The sequence below is a fragment of the Amycolatopsis sp. La24 genome, from assembly GCF_029087445.1.
Classification (GTDB): Bacteria; Actinomycetota; Actinomycetes; order Mycobacteriales; family Pseudonocardiaceae; genus Amycolatopsis; species Amycolatopsis nivea.
Window position 1 is genome coordinate 23,834 of sequence record NZ_JARACH010000009.1, and the last position, 19,478, is coordinate 43,311.

Below are 19,478 nucleotides of genomic sequence, written 5' to 3' on the forward strand. Positions count from 1 at the left end.
AACGGCGGAGGGACAGCTCGTGGGACGGTTTCAGGTTGTCGGCGCGACGGTCGTCGACGGGTCGGGGCGAGATCCCGCCGACGTCACGGTCACGGTCGAAGACGGGTTGATCGCGGAGTCCGACGCGTCCGGCGAGCGCTTCGCTGCCGACGGGCTGACGATGACGCCCGGCCTGATCGACGCGCACGTCCACCTGGGGCTGTCGAGCCCGATCGAGCCGCAGTTCGCGTTTCGGCTCAGTGCCGCCGAGCTCGCGGCGGACATCTTCGCCACGGCCGGCGCGGCGCTCGACGCCGGGTTCACGACGGTCCGGGACACCGGCGGCATCGACGGCGGCGTCGTCACCACGATCGCCAAGGGCAAGGTCCGGGGGCCGCGCGTGCTGTCGTGCGGACCGGTTCAATGCCAGACCGGCGGCCACGGCTACTACGGAGCCGAATGGGAGCCGACCGAACGGTGGAGCGACCATCACATCCCGGGCCTGTGCGCCCTGTCCATGCAGTCGGGCAACGCGAACGAGCTGCGCAGCAACGTGCGCGAGGCCTTCCGTCGCGGAGCCTCTTTCTTGAAGCTCTGCGTGACCGGCGGGGTGGTCAGCTCGCATGACCAGCTGACCGACACCCAGTTCACCGGCGAAGAAATCGCTGTCGCGGTTCAAGAAGCCGCCGCGCGCGGCACCTACGTGACGGTTCACGCGCACAACAACGAAGGCATCCGGAACGCCGTCGAGGCCGGGGTGCGCTGCGTCGAGCACGGCACCGACATCGACGAGCCGACAGCCGCCTTGATGGCCGCGCACGACGTTGCCCTGGTGCCCACGTTCGCCGTCGTTGAACAACTGCTTCGAGACACTGCGAGCACTGGCCTCAACGAGTCGATCCGCGAGCGAGTGCTGGGTGTTCGCGAGCGGATGGCCGAGGCGCTCGCCGTCGCCAAGAAGGCCGGGCTGCGGATCGGGCTGGGGTCTGACCTCATCGGACCGGCCCAGCACCACCGAGGCGAAGAACTCGCCTTGCGAGCCGGTCTGGAGACGCCGATGGATGCGCTCGTGGCAGCCACGAAAACCAACGCCGAGATCCTCGGCCTTGCCGGCGAAGTGGGAGTCATCGCTCCCGGCTTTCAGGCGGATTTCGTGCTCTGGAACGGAAACCCGCTCGAGAATCCGCAGCTTTTCTCCGACCCGGCCAACGCGATCGTCGTCGTCCAGGCCGGACGCGTAGTGAAGGACCTCCGATGAGCACCCTGTGGCACGGCTGCTTCGCCGACACCGAATACTTCGAAATGCGTTCCAGCAGCGGGTACGACTACGGCGTCTGGGTCACCACGCCGCCGGGCTACGACCCCGCCACGACGCGGGCACCGGCCGTCTACGTGCTCGACGGCAACTGGGCCGTGGGCCAGACCGCCCCGCTGATCGTCACGCAGGCGGATCCCATGCAGCAGATCCAGCCGTACCTGCAGGTCAGCGTCGGCTACGCGGGCGAGGACGCGCAACATTGGGCGCGGCTGCGCAACCGCGACCTCGTGCCGCCCGGCGAACCCGTCGCCCCGGAATTCGTGGATGCCGTGGAGATGGGCGTCAGCACGGGCCGGATGACCCGCGAGGAGGCCGACGCCTACCTCGCCGAACTGCGCGACACCCGCGCCGACGCGTTCCTGGCCTTCCTCGCCGAGGAACTCCACCCGCGCATCGAACGCGACTACGGTGCCGCCGAGCGCGGTCACGGCCTCTTCGGCTACTCCTACGGCGGGCTTTTCAGCCTCTACGCCTGGCTCAGCGGCTGCCCGCTCTTCGAGAGCGTCGGAGCGGGCAGCCCCGGCGTTATCGGTGAAGACAGCCAGGTTTTCGCTCAACTCCGCGAGCTTGGCGACCGGCGGCCGGCTGCCAAGCTGCACGTGACCGTCAACGACCGGGAGCTTTTCGGAGACCTGGCCGTCTACCAGAATCTCGCGAAACACGCGGCCACGTTCCTGCACCGCGTCACGTCGCCCGCCGTCACCAGCGAGGTCTTGCGCGAAACGCACGTGACCGGGTTGCAGGCGTCGTTCCTCAGCTACCTCAGGACGTGCCGGTCCCAGTAGCGGCGTGGACTGCGGGTCGCCGGGCTGCCCACGGCATCGCTTCCTCCAGGAAGGCGGCGACCCGCAGCAGCAACGATTCCGAACACACCGGCCCGCCCAGCTGCACTCCGATCGGCAACCCCCGCGAGGACTCGCCCAGCGGGAGGCTGATCGCCGGAGCACCGATCAGGTTGAACAACGGCGTGAACGAGCAAACGTCGAAAAGCTGCTTCGTCCACTCGGCCGCGGTGAGATCCGCGTTCGCGTCCAGACGGCCCAGCAGCGGCGCCGGGGTGTTGATCGTCGGAGTCAGCAGCAGGTCGTATCCGCTGAAGAACCGGCCTGCCTCCCGGGAAACGACGTTCATCGCGCCCAACGCCTCGGTCAGTTCCATCGCGCTGATCGAACGGCCGTACTCGACGCACGCCCACGTGGTGCGTTCGAGATTCTCGGGACTCGCCGCGACCCCGGTCAGCTCTTCGATCCCGGCGACCGAACCGGCCAGGAATCCGGACCACAGCACGTGATTCGTGTGCAGGAACGCTTCCCAGTCGAAGACCGGCGTCGCGCGTTCGACGTGGTGGCCCGCCGCTTCGAGTACCTCGGCCACGGCTTCGACCGCGCGCGCCACCTCCGGGTCGACGTAGCTGCCAGCCCAGGATTCGGTGTGCAGGCCGATGCGCAGCCGTCCGGGATCGGTGCCGACCTCGTCGAGCCACGGGCGCGCGGGCGGGGCGAGGACGTACGGGTCGCCCGGATAGCTCACCGCGACCTCGTCCAGCAAGGCCGCGGTGTCCCGGACCGTCCGCGACACCGCAAGTTCCACACCCATGCCGTACAACGGATCGGCGTAGTCCGGGCCGGTCGGCACCCGGCCGCGGCTGGGCTTCAGTCCGACGAGGCCGTTGCAGGCCGCCGGTACGCGGATCGAGCCGCCGCCGTCGTTGGCGTGCGCGATCGGGAGCGCCCCGGCCGCGACGAGCGCCGCCGAACCGCCACTGGATCCGCCGGCGCTGTGCTCGGTGTTCCACGGATTGCGCGTCGAACCGTAGGCCAACGCTTCGGAATTGCCGTTGAACCCCAGCTCCGGCGTGGTCGTGACCGCCAGCGTCGCCAGACCCGCCGCGCGGAAGCGTTCCATCAGGTGGGTGTCCGCCGGCGGCACAATGCCTTGGCCGAGCATCCGCGTGCCCATCCGGGTCGGCACTCCGGCAGCGTGCAGCACGAGATCCTTGATCGCGAACGGAACCCCGGCGAACCGGCCGTCGCGCGAGTAGTCAAGCGGACGCTCGAACGGGCCGTCGGCGACCGCGTTCAGCTCCGGGTTCACCTTGCCGATCGCTTCGACCGCCAGCGCCGCGACCTCCTCGGCGGTGACCTCCCCGGAGGCGATGACGGAGGCCAGCGCGGTCGCGTCGAGGGCGGCGTATTCGTCAAGGTTCATCGATGTCTCCTTCAGCCGGGGAACGGAAGGCTATGAGCGGGCGCGGGCGGCGGCATCGGCCGAAAAGCCGTTCCGTCGCCGCCGCGGATGTGCGTCCCGTTGACATCCGCGGCGGCGGCCGTTCATGCTCCGTCCGGCAGCGGAGGTGCGGAAATGACCGCGGATGTGCAGTGGTGGGCCCGGCTCGCCCAGGACGTGCGCGCGGCGGGCCGCGGCGAACTGCCCGTCGAAACCCCGCTCCGCGCGGTGCGGGACAAACTCGGTTTCGCCTGCGTCGCGTTGGTGAGCGGCAGCAAACAGCACACCACGACGGTCAACCTCGGCTATCCCGCGGACATGCTCGGCTACCTGACCACGACCTACCGCTGGAAATGCCCGATCCACCTGCGCGCCGCCCGGCTGGGCCTGCCGCTGCGCTTCGTCGACATCCCGGAGGTCCACGAGACCAGGACGTACCGGGAAGGCATTCAGCCCTACGGTTTCCGCGAAGGCGTGACACTGCCGCTCTCGCCCGGTTCCGGTCCGGAGCGCAGCTTTGTTGCGCTGAGTTCCCTTCACGATCGGCCGTTGGACGACGGATCCGTCCTCGCGCTCACGATGCTGTCTCATGATTTCGCCGCGCTGGCCGACCCCGGTGCGGAACCGGGCGATCCCGCGGCCGACGTCGTCCTGCTCGTCTCACCGGCGAGGGTCGACGTGCGCTCGGCTGCGACGGAGTGCCTGCCGCTGAGCGAACACGAGGCCCGGCTCGCCGCGCGGTGCACCACGGGCGAGCGGACCGGATTCCGCCATCGGGACGCGGACGGCGTCTGGTGGCAGGTGCTCGCCCGGGCGCGCCGTCCGGACGGAGTGCTGCTGCGGATTTCCCGCCTGCCCGATCCCGGGCCGTTGACCGGGCGGGAGCTGGATGTCGTCGGGCTGGTCGCGCGCGGATGGTCGAACGAGCGGATCTCGGCGGCACTGGGGATCGCAGTTCGGACGGTGCGCAGCCACGTCGAGTCCTCGCTGGTGAAGCTCGACTGCCCGAACCGGACCGCGCTGGCTCGGCACGCGCTCGAGCACGACCTCGACACGTTCGGCGCGCTGGAGGCCGCGCACCGCTGATTGTGTCACAATCCTTGCGCTCCCGATGGGGCCGTGTTTCACTCCTCCTGCCCACGAATCGCGCAAACGCCGATGGAGCACGAAGTTCACCGGCTCGCGATTGTGTACCGATCCCCCGGCGGCCAGGAGGCAGCGGATGACCACGTTCGAACCCGAGCACCTGCCCCGGCGGGCGATCAAGCGGCGGCTGCCCCGGCCGTCGGAGATCCGGCCGCTGCTCAAATTCCGGCAGCCCCGGTTCGACGTCCGCGAGCGCCGCCTCGCCACCGCGCACACCATCGACGACCTGCGCACCATCGCCCGCCGCCGCACACCGCGGCCGGTTTTCGACTACGTCGACGGCGCGGCGGAGCAGGAAATCAGCCTCGGCCGGGCGCGGCAGGCCTTCGAAAACGTCGAGTTGCATCCGCGCGTGCTGCAGGACGTCACCGAGGTGGACCCGTCGACGTCCGTCCTCGGTGGACAGTCCGCGCTGCCGCTTGTGCTGGCACCGACCGGTTTCACCCGGATGATGCACCACGAGGGCGAGATCGCCGTCGCCCGCGCGGCCGCCCGCGCCGGGATCCCGTACGTGCTCTCGACAATGGGCACCACCGACCTCGAAGACGTCCGCGCCAGCGCACCGTCCGCGCGGCAATGGTTCCAGCTCTATCTCTGGAAAGACCGCGCCGCGAGCGAAGCACTGGTCGAACGCGCAGCTCAGGCCGGGTACGAGGCGCTCGTTCTCACGGTCGACACCCCGATCGGCGGGGCGCGGATGCGCGATGTCCGGAATGGACTGACGATCCCGCCGACGCTGACCGTCCGCACCCTCGCCGGGATCGCGGTCCGGCCGTCCTGGTGGATGAACCTGCTGACCACCGAACCGTTGCAGTTCGCCGCGTTGAGCAGCTTCGACGGCACCGTCGAGGAACTGATCGGCACGATGTTCGACCCGTCACTGACCGTCGAAGACCTGCGGTGGCTGCGCGGGCTGTGGCCGGGAAAGCTGATCGTCAAAGGGATTCAGAGTGTCGCGGACGCCAAGGAGATGGCCGCTTCCGGCGTCGACGCCCTCGTGCTCTCGAACCACGGCGGCCGCCAGCTCGACCGCGCGCCGACCCCGCTCGAACTGCTGCCGCGCGTCGTGGACGCCGTCGGGGACGACTGCGAGGTCATCCTCGACACCGGCGTCCGGACCGGCGCGGACCTCGTTGCCGCACGGGCGCTGGGCGCGTCGGCCGCGATGGTCGGCCGGGCCTACCTGTACGGCCTGATGGCGGCCGGCGAGCAAGGCGTCGAGCGCGCGATCGAGATCCTCCGCGCCGAGTACGTGCGGACGTTGCGGCTTCTCGGCGTCAAGCGCACCGACGAGATCACCGCGGAACACGCCTCTCTGCGGCTGCCCGCCCGGCTGTGACGGCGGGCTCGGCTAAGATCGGCAGTCGCTGTGGGAAGTTCTGCTGAAACGAGTGGCGAAGTGCGCGAACAGGCGGGCAGTACGCCGGGAAGCATCGCGCAAGCCCTCCGCGACGACCTCCTGGACGGCCTCCTCGAGCCCGGGACGCGGCTCACCGAGGAATCGCTGAGCGCCCGCTTCGGCGCCGGACGGCATTCGGTGCGGTCCGGCCTGCAGACGCTGGTGTCCGAGGGCCTCCTCGAGCACCAGCGCAACAAGGGGATCGTCGTTCCCGCGGTGACGACCGAACGCATCGACGCGATGTGCTCGTACCGCTCCATCCTGGAACTCGGCGCGCTCCGGCTGGCTCTGCTGCAGAACGCGAACTTCGACGCGGTGGACGAGGCGGTGCGGCGACTCGAAGCGATGACCGCCGAAACACCGTGGCGGCACGTGATCGAGGCACACAGCGCGGTGCACACGGAAATCGTGAAGGCCAGCGGGAATCCTCGCGTGCTCGCCGCGCACCGGGCCTGCGAGAACGAACTGAACTGCATGCTCGCGACGATCCGCGCCGAGTCCTCCGCCGCCCACCTGGCGACGACGCACCGGCACCTCGTCGACCAGCTCCGCATCGGCGGCCAGACCGCTCTGAAGGCCCTGGAGGACGACCTCGAACTCGGCGGCCGCGCGATGATGCACCTCGCGCTGCGCCGCCGGAACGAGGTGCCCCACCTGCTTCCGTGAGCGTTCCTGCCGGGGCTCCGGCTCCCCTACAGAGCAGCCACCGCCCGCTCCCCCGGCACCGCCCGCACCGCCACCGGTCCCTCGTCCAGCAACCCGCGCCGAGCCAGTTCCGGCCGCACCCCCTCGCCGAACCAGTACGCCTCCTCCAGATGCGGATACCCGGACAGCACGAACTCCGAGACCCCGGCCTCGCGGTACTCCTCGATCAAGTCCGCGATCTCCGCATGACTCCCCACGAGCGCCGTCCCCGCGCCGCCGCGCACCAGGCCGATCCCGGCCCACAGCGCCGGATGGATCTCCAGCTCCCGCGCCGTCGTCCCGGCCCGGCCGCCGTGCAGCGCGACCATCCGCCGCTGCCCCACCGACTCGCTCGCCGCCAGCTGCGACTGCGCCTTCGCGATCTGCTCCGGGCTCAACGCGTCCAGCAGCTTCTGCGCCTCCGCCCAAGCCTCCGCCGACGTGTCGCGCGCGATCGTGTGCAGCCGGACGCCGAACCGGACCGTGCGCCCCTGCTGCTCAGCCAGTTCCCGCACCTTGCCGATCTTCTCCGCGACCTGCGCGGGCGGTTCGCCCCAGGTCAGGTAGACGTCGGCGTGCCGCGCGGCGACCGGGAGCGCCGCCGCCGACGAACCGCCGAAGTACAGCGGCGGCGCCGGATCCGGCGCGGCGAGCGTCGTGGCTCCTTCGACGCGCAGGTGGTCGCCGGCGAAGTCGAACGGTTTGCCCGACCACACGCCGCGCACGATCGACAAGAACTCGTCGGTCCGGGCGTACCGGGCGTCGTGGTCGTGCCAGTCGCCGAACCGGCGCTGTTCGACCGCGTCGCCGCCGGTCACGATGTTCAGCAGGACCCGGCCGCCGGACAGCCGCTGGAAGGTGCCTGCCATCTGCGCGGCGAGCGTCGGCGAGATGACGCCCGGCCGGAACGCGACCAGGAACTTCAGCCTGCTCGTCTCGCGGATCAGCGCGGCGGTGGTCAGCCAGGCGTCCTCGCACCAGGTGCCGGTCGGGGTCAGCACGCCCTCGAAACCCAGCTGTTCGGCCGCGCGGGCGACCTGCGCGAGGTAGTCGAGATCCGCCGGTCGCTGCGCACTCGGACCCTGGGACTTGCTGGCGTGGAAGCGTTCCACGATCGTCCGGCCGTCCCCGGTGGTCGGCAGGAACCAGTGCAGTTTCAGGCTCATCCGTTCCTCCTCGCGGCCTCGATGTCAGGCCCGTAGCGGCGGTCGACGAACGCCGCGAAGTCGACCTTCCCGGGCAGCGTGCCCTCGTTCGTGAACGCGTCGGAGAGCTGTTGTTCGGACGCGACGACGGCATCGTCCAGCGGGATCGGCCGGTCCCTTCCGGCGGAGACTGCCTTCTTCGCCACCTCCGGTTTCAACCCGGTCTCCGCCGCCCACGCGCGCGCCCATTCGTCAGGGTGCGAATTGGACCAGAGCTGCGCTTTCACCACGCGCTGCACGAAATCCTTGATCGCCGAGTTCTTGCCCGGATCGGCCAGCGCGGTCGTGCTGGCGGTCTCGAACGCGAGCCCGTTGGACGCGTCGCGGCCGTCGGCGAGCACGCGGGCGTGCGCGTCGATCTGGGCCTGTGCGGTGTAGGGATCCCAGATCGCCCACGCGTCGATCTGGTGCTGGGTGAACGCCGCGAACGCCTCGGACGGCTGCAGGAACGAGATCTTGATGTCCTTGGTGGAGAGACCAGCCTTCTTGAGCGTGTTGAGCAGCTGCCCGTGCGCCGAACTTCCCTTCGCGACACCGACCGTCTTTCCCCGCAGGGAAGCGACATCCGTCAGCGGCGAATCCGGCGGCACCAGAATGGTTTCCCGCTCCACATTGCTCTTCGCCACGCTCACCACGGAGATCTTCGCCTTCGACGCGGCCGCGAAAATCGGCGGCGTGTTGCCCACCCGGCCGACGTCGATCGCTCCCGCCGAAGCCGCCTCCAGCAGCGGCGGCCCGGAAGTGAACGTGGACCATTCGATCCGGTAGGGCGTGCCGGTCAGCTGATTCGCCGCGGTGAGCAGGGATTTCACCCCGCCCTTCTGATCGCCGACGCGCAGCGTGACCTTCTTCAGCTCCGCGGGCGAAACCGCGACGGGGACCGGCGCGCGACCGTCCGAAGCGGACGACGAGCAGGCGGCGAGCCCGGTCAGCAGAAGCGCTGCGGCCAGGACGTTACGCAAGTGCACCTTCGGTCACTCCCAGATCGGCCAGGACGCGGCTGCGCACCTCGGCGTGGTCGGCGGCCTTCCGCGGACGCGGCTGGCCGAGAACGTGTTCGGCGACGATGTGGCCCTCGCCAAGGACGAGAATCCGGTCGGCGAGCACGAGCGCTTCGTCGACGTCGTGGGTCACCAGCAGCACGGCGGGCTCGTGCATGCGCCACAGGTCCTCGACGAGCCGGTGCATCGCCAGCCGGGTCAACGCGTCGAGCGCGCCGAACGGTTCGTCCAGGAGCAGCAGATCCGGCTCGCGGACCAAGGCCCGGGCGAGCGAAACCCGTTGCGCCTCACCGCCGGACAGCGTGAGCGGCCACTTGTCGGCATGCTCCGCCAGCCGCACCTCGGCCAGCGCTTTCTCCGCGACCGCGCGGTCGTTGTCCGGACGCAGGCCGAGCACGATGTTGCGCCAGACCTTGCGCCACGGCAGCAACCGCGGCTGCTGGAACGCGACGGAAACCGTGCCGTCCACGGTGGCCGTGCCCTCGATCTCCTGGTCCAGCCCGGCCAGCACCTTCAGCAGCGTCGACTTCCCGGACCCGCTCCGCCCGAGCAATGCCACGAACTCGCCACGGCCGATGTCCAGGTTCAGTCTGTTGAGGACAGTGCGGTCGCCGAATTTCTTCGCGAGGTCACGGACCTCGACTACCGGGCTCGCCATCGCAAAGCCCTCCTTTCGAGCAGCCGGACGAGCGCGTCGGTGATGAGGCCCAGCACGGCGTAGACCACCACGACGTCGGTGCGCAGGAATTCGCGGGCATTGTTGATGAGATAACCGATCCCGGCGTCCGCGTTGACCGTCTCGCCGACGATCAGCGCCAGCCACGCGACCCCGAGCGACTGCCGCAGCCCGACCAGCGCCTGCGGCAACGCGCCTGGCAGGACGACGTGCCACAGCCGTTCGGAGCGGGTGAATCCCAGTGCCCGCGCGGCTTCCACGAGTTGCGGGTCGGCGGTGCGGATTCCCGAGTGGACATTCAAGTACAGCGGAAACGCCACGCCCAGCGCCACCAGGAAGATCTTGGTCTCTTCGCCGATCCCGAACCACAGGATGAACAACGGGATCAACCCGAGGAACGGCAAGGTCCGCAGCATCTGCACCGGCGGATCGACCAATGCCTCACCCCAGCGGGACAACCCCGCGACGGCCCCGAGCAGTAGTCCGGCGAGCGCCCCGAGCGCGAATCCCGCGCCGACGCGGCCGAGCGAAACCGCGAAGGCGCTGCCGAGTTCGCCGCTGCGCGCGACGTCGACTCCGGCTTGCAGGACAGTCCAGGGCGAGCTGAGTTTGTCGGGCGGCAACGCGCCGGTCGAGCTGGCGATCTGCCACGCCGCGACCAGTGCGACCGGGCTGATCCAGCGGCGCAGCGACGGCAGCCGCCGCGGCGCGCGCTTCGGCACGGCCGTTTCGGCGCGCGGCAGCACGCCCGTGGTGGAAATCGACACGGATTTCTCCCGGGTGGGGTTTTCGGTTCAGGGAAAGGAATTCAGCGGCGGGCCGGACAGACCGCGCTCGCCTGCTGCCGGAGGTCGACGTGCAGGCGGCACACGAGGAGGACGCCGCGCTTCATGTCCCCGAGCTTCGATCCCCGGACGGGTGAAGTCAATGTGGGGCCGGACGGCTCTCACGCACTGGAATCCGCGCGGCGGTGTACGGGTTTTGTTCACCGGACGGGCAGCCTTGTGCCCGGGATCCGGGACGGGTTTCCCGGTCCGCTGCCGAACACCGGCGCGCGGGCGTCACGAAATTGTCGGTGCCGTGGGGTACAAGATCACCATGTACTTTTTCCAGGCACAGCAAGCACTCTCCACAGAGCCGAACCGGCGGCGGGCCGGCTCAGCCGCCGAACATCATCCGCCATTCCTCGAGCGATCGGGGCCGGAACACGAAATTCGAGCTCTTCACCCGGGACAGCGACGCCGAAGACTCTGGCGAATACTGGTGTCCCGGGTACACCACTGGGTCGCCGGGCAGCGTCGCCAGCCATTGCAGGCTGCGGAAAATCGCGTCCGCGTCGCCGCCGGGGAAGTCGGTCCGGCCGCAGCCTTCGAGGAACAGCGTGTCCCCGGAGACCAGCCGGTCGCCGACCAGGAAGCACTGGCTGCCCGGCGTGTGCCCGGGCGTGTGGAGCAGCCGGATGTCGATCGAGCCGACCGTCACCACGTCGTCGTGGTCGTGCGCGCGCAGGTCGGTGTCCGACACGCCGGTCACCCGGCGCACCCACTCGCTTTCCTGCGCGTTGACGTGGATCGGCACCGGCCGCAGCGCGAGCAGTTCCGCGATCCCGGGCAGCGAGAAGCCCATCATGTCGCCGCCGACGTGGTCGGGGTGGTGATGCGTCGCGAGCACGCCGGTCAGCCGCATCCCGTCGGCTTCCAGCGTCTCGACCAGGTCGCCCACCGCGTACGCGGGGTCCACCAGCACCGCCTCGCCCGATTCGCGGTCCCCGATCAGGTAAGCGAAATTCACCATCTGGGTCGCGACGGGGTCCCCGACGGCGAAATCGCGGCCGGCGAGCAACTGGCGGAAGTAGAGCTGGTCTGCCATGCCCGCAGCGTAACGTCACTCCCCCACGGAGCCGTCGGCCAGTTCCCGCAGCGCGTCGAGATGCCCGACGTGCCGCGCGGTCTCCTGCACGACATGCGCCAGCACCCAGCGGACGGTGAACTCCCCCGACCGGCGCGTGCGGTCCTCCGGCGAAAGCCCGGCCAGCGCTGCCGCCGCCCGTTCCCCTTCCGCCCGGTAAGCCGCGACGACCTTGGCGACGTCGTCTTCCGGCGTCAAGTCCCAGCTCGGGTCCGGCGAGCCCGGCCAGAGCGAGGGCTCGTCGGAGCCGCCCGCCTCGATCACCAGCCACCACCGCTCGACGGCGGTCAGATGTTTGAGCACGCCCAGCGCGCTGGTGCGCGGCGAACTCGGCAGCGGCGCCGCGGCCGCCTGCTCCCGGGTCAGCCCGGTGATCTTCTGCACCGCGGTCGCCCGGAGGAAGTCGAGGAACCGCGTCTGCACGGTCATCTCGTCGCCGTCGAGCGGATCCGGCCAGACGCGTTCTGCCTCCGCCATGGCCCCGACCCTACTGGCGCCGGAGAGGAATACGCTCGGCCTCATGGTGTGGGGATTTCTGTGTGCGCTGCTGTCCGCGGTGGCCTACGGCGTCGCTTCGGTGATGCAGGCGGTGGCCGCGAAGGCCGCGCCGGACGAGGGCGGCGCCGGGGTCGACCCGCGTTTGCTGCTCCGGGTGCTGAAGCAGTGGAAGTTCGTCGTCGGACTGCTGCTCGACGGCGTCGGCTTCGTCGCGCAGATCGCTGCCCTGCACGTCCTGCCGCTGTTTCTGGTCCAGGCGACGCAAGCCGCGAGCCTGGCGGTGACGGCCGTCGCGGTGCGGGTGTTCGGAGTCCGGCTCGGAGCGCGGGAATGGACCGCTGTCGGCGTCGTGGTCGCCGGGCTCGCGCTGCTCGGTTCGTCCGCGGAAAGCGAAGGTTCCAGCGAGGTCGGCCTCGGTTTCCGCCTGACGCTCGCCGGTGCCGCCGTGGTTCTCGGGATCGCCGGTCTCCTTGTCGGGCGCGCGGGCGACCGCGTACGCACCGCTGGGCTCGGGCTGGTCGCCGGGCTGTGCTTCGGACTGGTCGCGGTGGCGGGCCGGGTCATCCAGAGCCTCGCGCCGCTGGACCTGCTGCGCGACCCCGCGCTGTACGTCGTCGCGGTGGCGGGCGCGCTGGCCATGCTGTTCTTCGCCACCGCACTGCAACGCGGCAGCGTCACCACCGCCACCGCGATGATGGTGCTCGGCGAAACGGTCATGCCGTCGCTGATCGGCGTCCTGCTGCTGGGCGACCGGACCCGGCCCGGGTTCGCCGTGGTCGCACTGATCGGCTTCGTCCTCGCCGTGGCCGCCGCGCTGGCCCTGGCCCGCTTCGGCGAGCCCGAACCGGCTGTCGCCTCCGTCGGAGACCATCCGCCGGAAGCAGAGCCCGCGGGACGCGACGTCCGCCGATGACGCCGCCCGACACGGTCTTGGTGAAAGGTTAGGCTAGCCTTCTCCAGCGGACGAAAGGGAGGAACCGGCGACCCGACCGGCCTCGTCCGCACGAACGGAGGCGCCGATGACCACCGGCCGGGACGTCCTGCGCAGTGCGATCGCCGGACAACGGAAATCCGTCGTCGCCGCAGCCGTCCTCGCGGCGGGGCACCAGGGTGGCGAGGCGCTCGTCCCGGTAGTGATCGGCGTGGTGCTGGACCGGGCCGTCGCCGACAGCTCCGTGCTGACGCTCCTCGGCTGGCTGGCCGTGCTGGCGGTGGTCTTCCTGGTGCTCTCCTCCAGCTACCGCTTCGGCGCGCGGGCCGCAGAGGGCGCGTCCGAGCGGGCCGCGCACGAGATCCGGCTCGCGGTCAGCCGTCGCGTCCTGCATCCTCGCGGCGGCGCGGAGAACGGTGCGCTCGCCGGGGAACTGGTGAGCGTCGGAACCTCGGACGCCCGCCGGGTCGGGATGATCAACGCGGTGCTTCCGTTCGGCATCGCCGCGCTCGCCGGGCTGGTCGTGAGCGCGGTCGTGCTCCTCCGGATGTCGGTGCCGCTCGGGCTGCTCGTCCTTCTCGGCACCCCGCCGCTGCTGTTCCTCGCCCATCTCATCGGGAAACCGCTGGAGAAGCGCAGCGCACTGGAACAGGAACGCGCCGCGCACGCCTCCGGGGTCGCGGCCGACCTGGTCAGCGGGCTGCGCGTGCTGAAAGGCATCGGCGCGGAACCGGCGGCGACCGCGCGGTATCGACGCACCAGCCGGGATTCCCTGCGAGCGACCATCCGCGCGGCTCGCGCGCAGGCGTGGCACAACGGCGCCCTGCTCGCGCTCACCGGGATCTTCATCGCGATCGTCGCCCTCCTCGGCGGCTCGCTCGCCGCGAACGGCGAGATCTCCGTCGGCGACCTCGTCGCCGCGGTCGGGCTGGCGCAGTTCCTGCAGACGCCGTTCACCATCTTCGCCTGGGTCAATGGCCAACTCGCCCAGGGCCGCGCTTCCGCCGCCCGAGTCGCCGCAGTGCTCAGCACACCTCCCGCAGTCCCGGACGGCACCGGCGAACTGCCCGCCCCAGCGACAGGCAGCGTTGAGCTTTCCGCGGTATCGCACGGAAAACTCAACGAACTCGACCTCACCGTCCCGCCCGGCGAACTGCTCGGCATCGTCACCACCGACCCCGCCACGGCCACCGATCTCCTCGACTGCCTAGGCCGCTTCGCCGATCCACACGCCGGCACCGTCCACGTCGACGAGGTGAATCTGTCCACTGTGGACCCCGACCGAGTCCGCGAGGTCGTCCTAGTCGCCGCGCACGACACAGACCTCTTCGAAGGCACCGTGGAAGACAACGTCCGCGGCGGCATGCCCGCCATCCCGGACGGAGTGCTCACCGCCTCAGCCGCCGACGAGGTCGCCGCGACTCTCCCCTCCGGCACCGCCACCACCGTCACCGAACGCGGCCGCTCCCTGTCCGGCGGACAACGACAACGGGTCGCCCTCGCCCGCGCCCTCGCCACCGAAGCTCCGGTCCTGGTGCTGCACGATCCGACCACCGCCGTCGACACCGTCACCGAAGCCCGCATCGCCGCCGGGGTCGCGGAACTTCGCCGCACCCGCACCACCATCGTGGTCACCACGAGCCCGGCGCTGCTCGCCGTCACCGACCGGGTCGTACTCCTCCAGGACGGCCAGGTCGCCGCCGAAGGCACCCACCCCGAACTCGTCCGCACGAACGCGACCTACCGAGCGGCGGTCCTCTCATGACCCAACGCGTCGCGGAACCTCGCCCCCACCGCACCACGATCGTCGTCACCGCACTCCTCGAACACGGCCACATCACCACCCAAGGCACCCACCCCGAACCCGTCCACACCGAACCCGCCTACCGAACGGCGGCCCTCTCATGAACCAACACATCGCGGAACCGCGCCCCCACCGCACCACGATCGTCGTCACCGCACTCCCCGAACTCGGCCACACCGAACCCGCCCACCGAACGGCGGTCCTCCCATGACCCAACGCGAACTCCTCCCCACCGCCCCCGGCCCGCGCATCCGGGCCGTCCTGCTCGACCTCCTGCGGCAAGCGAAAGCCCGCGCGATCGGGTCCTTCGCCTTCGTCGTCGGCGCGACCGCGATCGGCCTGCTCACCGCTCCCCTGCTCGGCCGCGTCGTCGACCTCGTCGCCACCCGGCAGCCCGCGGCCGCGCTCGCGTACCCGATCGCCGGTCTGGTCCTGGTCGCCGCGACGTCCGCGGTCGCCACCGCCATCGGCGTCTCGATGCTCGCCCGGCTCGGCGAAACCATGCTCGCCGACCTGCGCGAACGGTTCATCGACCGCGCCCTCGGCCTGCCGCTGGAGCAGGTCGAAAAAGCCGGTTCCGGCGACCTGACCGCCCGGGTCACCAACGACGTCTCCGTCGTCGCCGACGCGGTCCGGCAAGCGCTGCCCGCGCTCGCCCGTTCGGTGCTGACGATCGTGCTGACCCTGGTCGCGATGGCGATCCTCGACTGGCGTTTCCTCGCCGCCGCCCTGCTGGCGGTCCCGATCCAGCTCCACACCGTCCGCTGGTACGTCCGCCGCGCGACCCCGTTGTATGCCGCCCAGCGAACCGCCGTCGGCGCGCAGCAGCAACAGCTTCTCGACACCATCGGCGGTGCCAAAACCGTCCGCGCATTCCGGCTCGCGGACGCGCACGTCGACCGGGTCCGCGAACGGTCTAACGGCGCGGTGGAGCTGGCATTGCGCGGAGTCCGCCTCGCCACCCGGTTCTACGGCCGGCTGAATCTCGCCGAGTTCGTCGGCCTTTCCGCGGTACTGGCGGCCGGTTTTCTGTTGGTGGGCGCGAATCTCGCGACGGTCGGCGTCGCGACGGCGGCCGCGTTGTACTTCCACAGCCTGTTCGGGCCGATCAACACCGCACTCGCGCTGGTCGACGACGCGCAGGCGGCCACCGCGAGCCTGTCCCGGCTGATCGGCGTCGCGGATCTGCCCGCACCGGCCGAACCCACCCGCGTCGGCCGTCCCGTCGACGCCTCAGTGAAGGCAGCCGGCGTCGGACACTCCTATGTGGACGACCATCCGGTGCTGCGCGACGTCGACCTCGAGGTCGCGCCGGGCGAACGCATCGCGCTGGTCGGGGCGAGCGGGGCCGGGAAGACGACGCTGGCCAAGCTGATCGCCGGGATCCACCAGGCCAGCAGCGGCACGGTGTCCATCGGCGGCGTTCCGCTCGACCAGCTCGGCCCGGCCGCCACCCGGCGCGCGGTCGCGTTGATCAGCCAGGAAGTGCACGTCTTCAGCGGGCCGCTGGCCGACGATCTCCGCCTCGCCGCTCCCGAAGCCAGCGACGAAGACCTCCAGGCGGCACTGGCCAAGGTCGGCGCGGCCGAGTGGGTCGAGGCATTGCCGGACGGGCTCGCGACAGTCGTCGGCGAGGGCGGGCATCGGCTGACCGTCACGCAGGCTCAGCAGCTCGCGCTCGTACGGTTGGTGCTCGCCGATCCGCCGGTCGCGATCCTCGACGAGGCGACGGCCGAGGCCGGCAGCGCAGGGGCGAAAACGCTGGAAGCCGCTGCAGCCGCCGCGCTCGAGGGCCGCACTGGCCTGATCGTGGCGCACCAGTTGACCCAGGCGGCGGCTTCGGACCGCATTGTCGTTCTGGACGCCGGAGTGGTCGTGGAGTCCGGGACGCACGACGAACTGGTCGCGGCCGGAGGCCGGTACGCCACCCTCTGGACCGCCTGGTCCGGCCTGCGCAGCCACCGTCCGTGAGGGGAACCCTGGTCGAGTTCCCCGCACGGCCTTCAGGAGGTTCGGCGCAGCGAAAGCGGGCGCAGGTCGGTCCAGGTGCGCTCGATGTGGTCCAGGCAGGCCTGCCGCGCGTCCGGTCCGAAGGCGGTCCGCCACCCGTCGGGCACGGCCACGAAATCCGGCCACAGGCTGTGCTGGCCCTCGTCGTTCACGAGGACCCGGTAAACGCCGTCGGGGTTTTCGAACGGATTGGTCATCGCTCAGTCCTTTCCCTGCCTCAGCGGATCCCGCTGACCGCGTACTCCACCGGATCCGCTCCGGCCGCCCGCCGGTCCACAATGGACTGCAGGATCTCGCCCACCCGCACCGCGGTGTTCGACAGCAGCGACGACGTGATCCCGTGCGTGTGCTCGGTGCCGCCCTGCAAGTAGAGCCCGCCGCGCACGGACGGGTCGGTGGTGATCCGGTAGTCGCGTTCGACCTTCAACCGGCCCTCGCCGTCCCGGCGGCAGTGACCGGCCAGGCCGCCGAGCAGCGGCGTCGGGTCCGCGGGCAGGTAGCCGGTCGCGTAGACGACCGCGTCGGCGTCCAGCACCGAACGCTCGCCGGTCGCCAGCGATTCGACCGTCGCGCGCACGTGCGTGCCCTGGTCGGCGACCTCGACCGGACGCGAAACGTTGAACAGCCGCAACCGTTCCACGCCGAGCACCTTTTCCTGGTAGCGCCGCCGGTACAGCTCGTCGATGAGATCGAGGTCGACCGCGGAGTAGTTCGTCGCGCCGTGGTAGCGCATCAGGCGTTCCTTGACCGGTTCGCTTGCCGCGTAGAAGGAATCGACCCCCTCCGGGTCGAAAATCCGGTTGGCGAACGCGCTGTCGTCGGCGGGGCTGTAGCCGTAGCGCGCGAACACCGCGCACACCTCGGCGCGCGGGAACTCGTCGTGCAGCAAGGCGGCGACCTCCGCCGCGCTCTGCCCGGCGCCGATCACCACGAACCGCCGCGCGTCCGTGCCGCGCAACGACTCGACGCGGTGCAGCAGCTCGCTGTTGTGCCAGATCCGGTCTCCGGCGACGACCCCGTCCGGCAGCTTCGCGCGCAATCCGGTGCCCAGGACGAGGTTCCGCGCCCGCAGCTCGACGATTTCGCCGTCCACGCGGGCGCGCACGTCGAAGAACGCGACCTCGGCGCCGTCGTGCACCGGTTCGACCGAAACGACTTCGCTGCCGTAGGACACCAGGTCGTCGACCTTCGCCGCGGCCCATTCGAAGTAGTCGTGGAACTCGACGCGCAGCGGGAACAGGGTCTTGTGGTTGATGAAATCGACCAGCCGCCCCTTCTCGTGCAGGTAGTTCAGGAAGGTGAACGCGCTCGCCGGGTTCCGCATCGTCGCCAGGTCCTTGAGGAACGACACCTGCATGGTCGCGGTGTCGATCAGCATCCCGCGATGCCAGCCGAAGCGGGGCTGGCGCTCCAGGAAGTGCGCCGTGACCGTCTCCCCCGAGCCCGCGTTGTGCTCGGCGAGGGCGATCGCGAGCGCGAGGTTGGACGGCCCGAACCCGACTCCGACCACGTCGTACACCGGCACCCGGCTGTCCTCGGCCCCTGCTCGTGACATGAAAGTCCCCTAGCGCGGCACTGCCGCATCACCGTTCTCGACTGACCAATCCTCAAGAAACCCTAACCTAACTTAGGTAAGCCTCAACTAGTACTGTCTGGGTGATGTTCGTCCCGACCACGAAAGGTGCACCGCCGATGCGCGTGGCCATGTTCGGCTACCAGACCTGGGGACACCGCACCCTCAAGGCCCTCCTCGACGCAGGCCAGGACGTGCGGCTGGTGGTCACCCACCCGCCGAGCGACCACGCCTACGAACGGATCTGGAGCGATTCGGTCGCCGGACTGGCCGAGGAGCACGGAATCCGCACTCTGCTGCGCACCCGCCCGGACGACGCGGAACTGCTCGACGAACTGAAGGCGGCGGACCTCGACCTGATGGTCGCGAACAACTGGCGCACCTGGCTGCCGCCGGAGATCTTCGACCTCCCGCGCCACGGGACCCTCAACGTGCACGACTCGCTGCTGCCCGCGTACGCCGGCTTCTCCCCCATCATCTGGGCGCTCATCAACGGTGAACCGGAAGTCGGCGTCACGGCGCACATGATGAACGACGAACTCGACGCGGGCGACATCGTCGCCCAGCGCGCGGTCGCGGTCGGCCCGCGCGACACCACCACGGATCTGTTCCACCGCACCGTGGATCTCATCGAACCGCTCGTGACCGAAGCACTGGGCCTGATCGAATCCGGCACGGTGGTCCCCATCGCGCAGGACCGGACCAAGGCGAGCTTCTTCCACAAACGCGCCCCGCGCGACAGCCTCATCGACTGGACCTGGTCGGCCGAGGAACTGGACCGCCTGGTGCGCGCCCAATCCGACCCGTACCCCAACGCCTTCACCTACCACCGCGGCGAGCAACTGCGCATCGTGCGCGCCTCGGTTTCGGACGGCCACTACGGCGGAACCCCGGGCCGCATCTTCATCCGCGAAGGCGAGGGCGTGGTGATCGTCGCCGGACGGGACGCACGGCGCGGCCAGTCGCCGGGGCTCCGGATCGAACGCGTCCGCACGGCTGACGACCGGGAACTGTCGGCGGCGGAGTACTTCACGACCATGGGCGGGTATCTCACCGACCGTCCGTAGCCGCCGCCCTCGGCCTCGGACCCCACCCCCGCGACGAGCCGGGTCCGAGGCCG

At 70.3% G+C, this 19,478-nt stretch carries 19 protein-coding genes; 10 read left to right on the forward strand and 9 right to left on the reverse strand.

Translation table 11 applies throughout. The features are described from left to right. Positions 1 to 19 precede the first annotated feature (19 nt). Positions 20 to 1,237, forward strand: a complete 1,218-nt coding sequence (locus tag PUT80_RS12275; RefSeq protein WP_275291983.1) for an amidohydrolase family protein — start codon at positions 20 to 22, stop codon at positions 1,235 to 1,237. Next, positions 1,234 to 2,082, forward strand: coding sequence for an alpha/beta hydrolase-fold protein (locus tag PUT80_RS12280; RefSeq protein WP_275291984.1), 849 nt, complete (start codon positions 1,234 to 1,236; stop codon positions 2,080 to 2,082). The genes PUT80_RS12275 and PUT80_RS12280 overlap by 4 nt, the downstream gene beginning before the upstream one ends. Here PUT80_RS12280 and PUT80_RS12285 read toward each other — a convergent pair. Continuing rightward, entirely contained in the window at positions 2,060 to 3,505 is a 1,446-nt protein-coding gene (locus PUT80_RS12285; protein WP_275291985.1) for an amidase family protein, read from the reverse strand. The two genes, PUT80_RS12280 and PUT80_RS12285, sit on opposite strands and share 23 nt — an antisense overlap. Before the next feature lie 153 nt (positions 3,506 to 3,658). On the opposite strand from PUT80_RS12285, the gene PUT80_RS12290 reads away from it, so the two are divergent. The 3 genes from PUT80_RS12290 to PUT80_RS12300 all read left to right on the forward strand — a co-directional run bounded on the left by PUT80_RS12290 (position 3,659) and on the right by PUT80_RS12300 (position 6,734). Beyond that, positions 3,659 to 4,609, forward strand: a complete 951-nt coding sequence (locus PUT80_RS12290) for a LuxR C-terminal-related transcriptional regulator (RefSeq protein WP_158714377.1) — start codon at positions 3,659 to 3,661, stop codon at positions 4,607 to 4,609. 136 nt (positions 4,610 to 4,745) lie between these two features. Next, entirely contained in the window at positions 4,746 to 6,008 is a 1,263-nt protein-coding gene (locus tag PUT80_RS12295; protein WP_275291986.1) for an alpha-hydroxy acid oxidase, read from the forward strand. Positions 6,009 to 6,068: 60 nt separating this feature from the next. Continuing rightward, positions 6,069 to 6,734, forward strand: a complete 666-nt coding sequence (locus PUT80_RS12300) for a GntR family transcriptional regulator (protein ID WP_051728480.1) — start codon at positions 6,069 to 6,071, stop codon at positions 6,732 to 6,734. A 26-nt stretch (positions 6,735 to 6,760) separates the two neighbouring features. Here the strand turns inward: PUT80_RS12300 and PUT80_RS12305 are convergent, their stop codons facing one another. The 6 genes from PUT80_RS12305 to PUT80_RS12330 form a co-directional block, all read right to left on the reverse strand. After that, the gene (locus tag PUT80_RS12305) at positions 6,761 to 7,918 is read right to left on the reverse strand and encodes an LLM class flavin-dependent oxidoreductase (RefSeq protein ID WP_275291987.1); all 1,158 of its coding nucleotides are present in this window, start codon (positions 7,916 to 7,918) and stop codon (positions 6,761 to 6,763) included. After that, a complete protein-coding gene (locus tag PUT80_RS12310; protein WP_275291988.1) occupies positions 7,915 to 8,925 on the reverse strand; it encodes an ABC transporter substrate-binding protein in 1,011 nt (336 codons plus the stop codon). The genes PUT80_RS12305 and PUT80_RS12310 overlap by 4 nt, the downstream gene beginning before the upstream one ends. Next, entirely contained in the window at positions 8,912 to 9,616 is a 705-nt protein-coding gene (locus PUT80_RS12315) for an ABC transporter ATP-binding protein (RefSeq protein ID WP_275291989.1), read from the reverse strand. The genes PUT80_RS12310 and PUT80_RS12315 overlap by 14 nt, the downstream gene beginning before the upstream one ends. Then, positions 9,601 to 10,401, reverse strand: coding sequence for an ABC transporter permease (locus PUT80_RS12320; protein ID WP_275291990.1), 801 nt, complete (start codon positions 10,399 to 10,401; stop codon positions 9,601 to 9,603). Before PUT80_RS12320 ends, PUT80_RS12315 begins: the two co-directional genes overlap by 16 nt. A 391-nt stretch (positions 10,402 to 10,792) precedes the next feature. Then, positions 10,793 to 11,503, reverse strand: coding sequence for an MBL fold metallo-hydrolase (locus PUT80_RS12325; protein WP_275291991.1), 711 nt, complete (start codon positions 11,501 to 11,503; stop codon positions 10,793 to 10,795). 15 nt (positions 11,504 to 11,518) lie between these two features. Next, positions 11,519 to 12,019, reverse strand: coding sequence for a DUF664 domain-containing protein (locus PUT80_RS12330; protein ID WP_275291992.1), 501 nt, complete (start codon positions 12,017 to 12,019; stop codon positions 11,519 to 11,521). Between the two features lie 43 nt (positions 12,020 to 12,062). On the opposite strand from PUT80_RS12330, the gene PUT80_RS12335 reads away from it, so the two are divergent. The 4 genes from PUT80_RS12335 to PUT80_RS12350 all read left to right on the forward strand — a co-directional run bounded on the left by PUT80_RS12335 (position 12,063) and on the right by PUT80_RS12350 (position 16,746). Beyond that, positions 12,063 to 12,953, forward strand: a complete 891-nt coding sequence (locus PUT80_RS12335) for a hypothetical protein (protein ID WP_275291993.1) — start codon at positions 12,063 to 12,065, stop codon at positions 12,951 to 12,953. A gap of 106 nt (positions 12,954 to 13,059) precedes the next feature. Further along, on the forward strand, positions 13,060 to 14,736 hold the full coding sequence (locus tag PUT80_RS12340) for an ABC transporter ATP-binding protein (RefSeq protein WP_275291994.1): 1,677 nt from the start codon (positions 13,060 to 13,062) through the stop codon (positions 14,734 to 14,736). Beyond that, positions 14,733 to 14,879, forward strand: a complete 147-nt coding sequence (locus tag PUT80_RS12345) for a hypothetical protein (RefSeq protein ID WP_167753936.1) — start codon at positions 14,733 to 14,735, stop codon at positions 14,877 to 14,879. Before PUT80_RS12340 ends, PUT80_RS12345 begins: the two co-directional genes overlap by 4 nt. Positions 14,880 to 14,982: 103 nt before the next feature. After that, entirely contained in the window at positions 14,983 to 16,746 is a 1,764-nt protein-coding gene (locus tag PUT80_RS12350) for an ABC transporter ATP-binding protein (RefSeq protein ID WP_275291995.1), read from the forward strand. A 32-nt stretch (positions 16,747 to 16,778) separates the two neighbouring features. On the opposite strand, the gene PUT80_RS12355 is transcribed toward PUT80_RS12350, so the two are convergent. Both PUT80_RS12355 and PUT80_RS12360 read right to left on the reverse strand, forming a co-directional pair. After that, positions 16,779 to 16,982 (reverse strand): MbtH family protein, encoded by a 204-nt coding sequence (locus PUT80_RS12355; protein WP_043831019.1) that lies wholly within the window; start codon positions 16,980 to 16,982, stop codon positions 16,779 to 16,781. Between the two features lie 20 nt (positions 16,983 to 17,002). Further along, a complete protein-coding gene (locus PUT80_RS12360; RefSeq protein WP_275291996.1) occupies positions 17,003 to 18,340 on the reverse strand; it encodes a lysine N(6)-hydroxylase/L-ornithine N(5)-oxygenase family protein in 1,338 nt (445 codons plus the stop codon). Positions 18,341 to 18,477: 137 nt separating this feature from the next. On the opposite strand from PUT80_RS12360, the gene PUT80_RS12365 reads away from it, so the two are divergent. Continuing rightward, positions 18,478 to 19,425, forward strand: a complete 948-nt coding sequence (locus tag PUT80_RS12365; protein ID WP_275291997.1) for a methionyl-tRNA formyltransferase — start codon at positions 18,478 to 18,480, stop codon at positions 19,423 to 19,425. Positions 19,426 to 19,478: the final 53 nt, after the last annotated feature.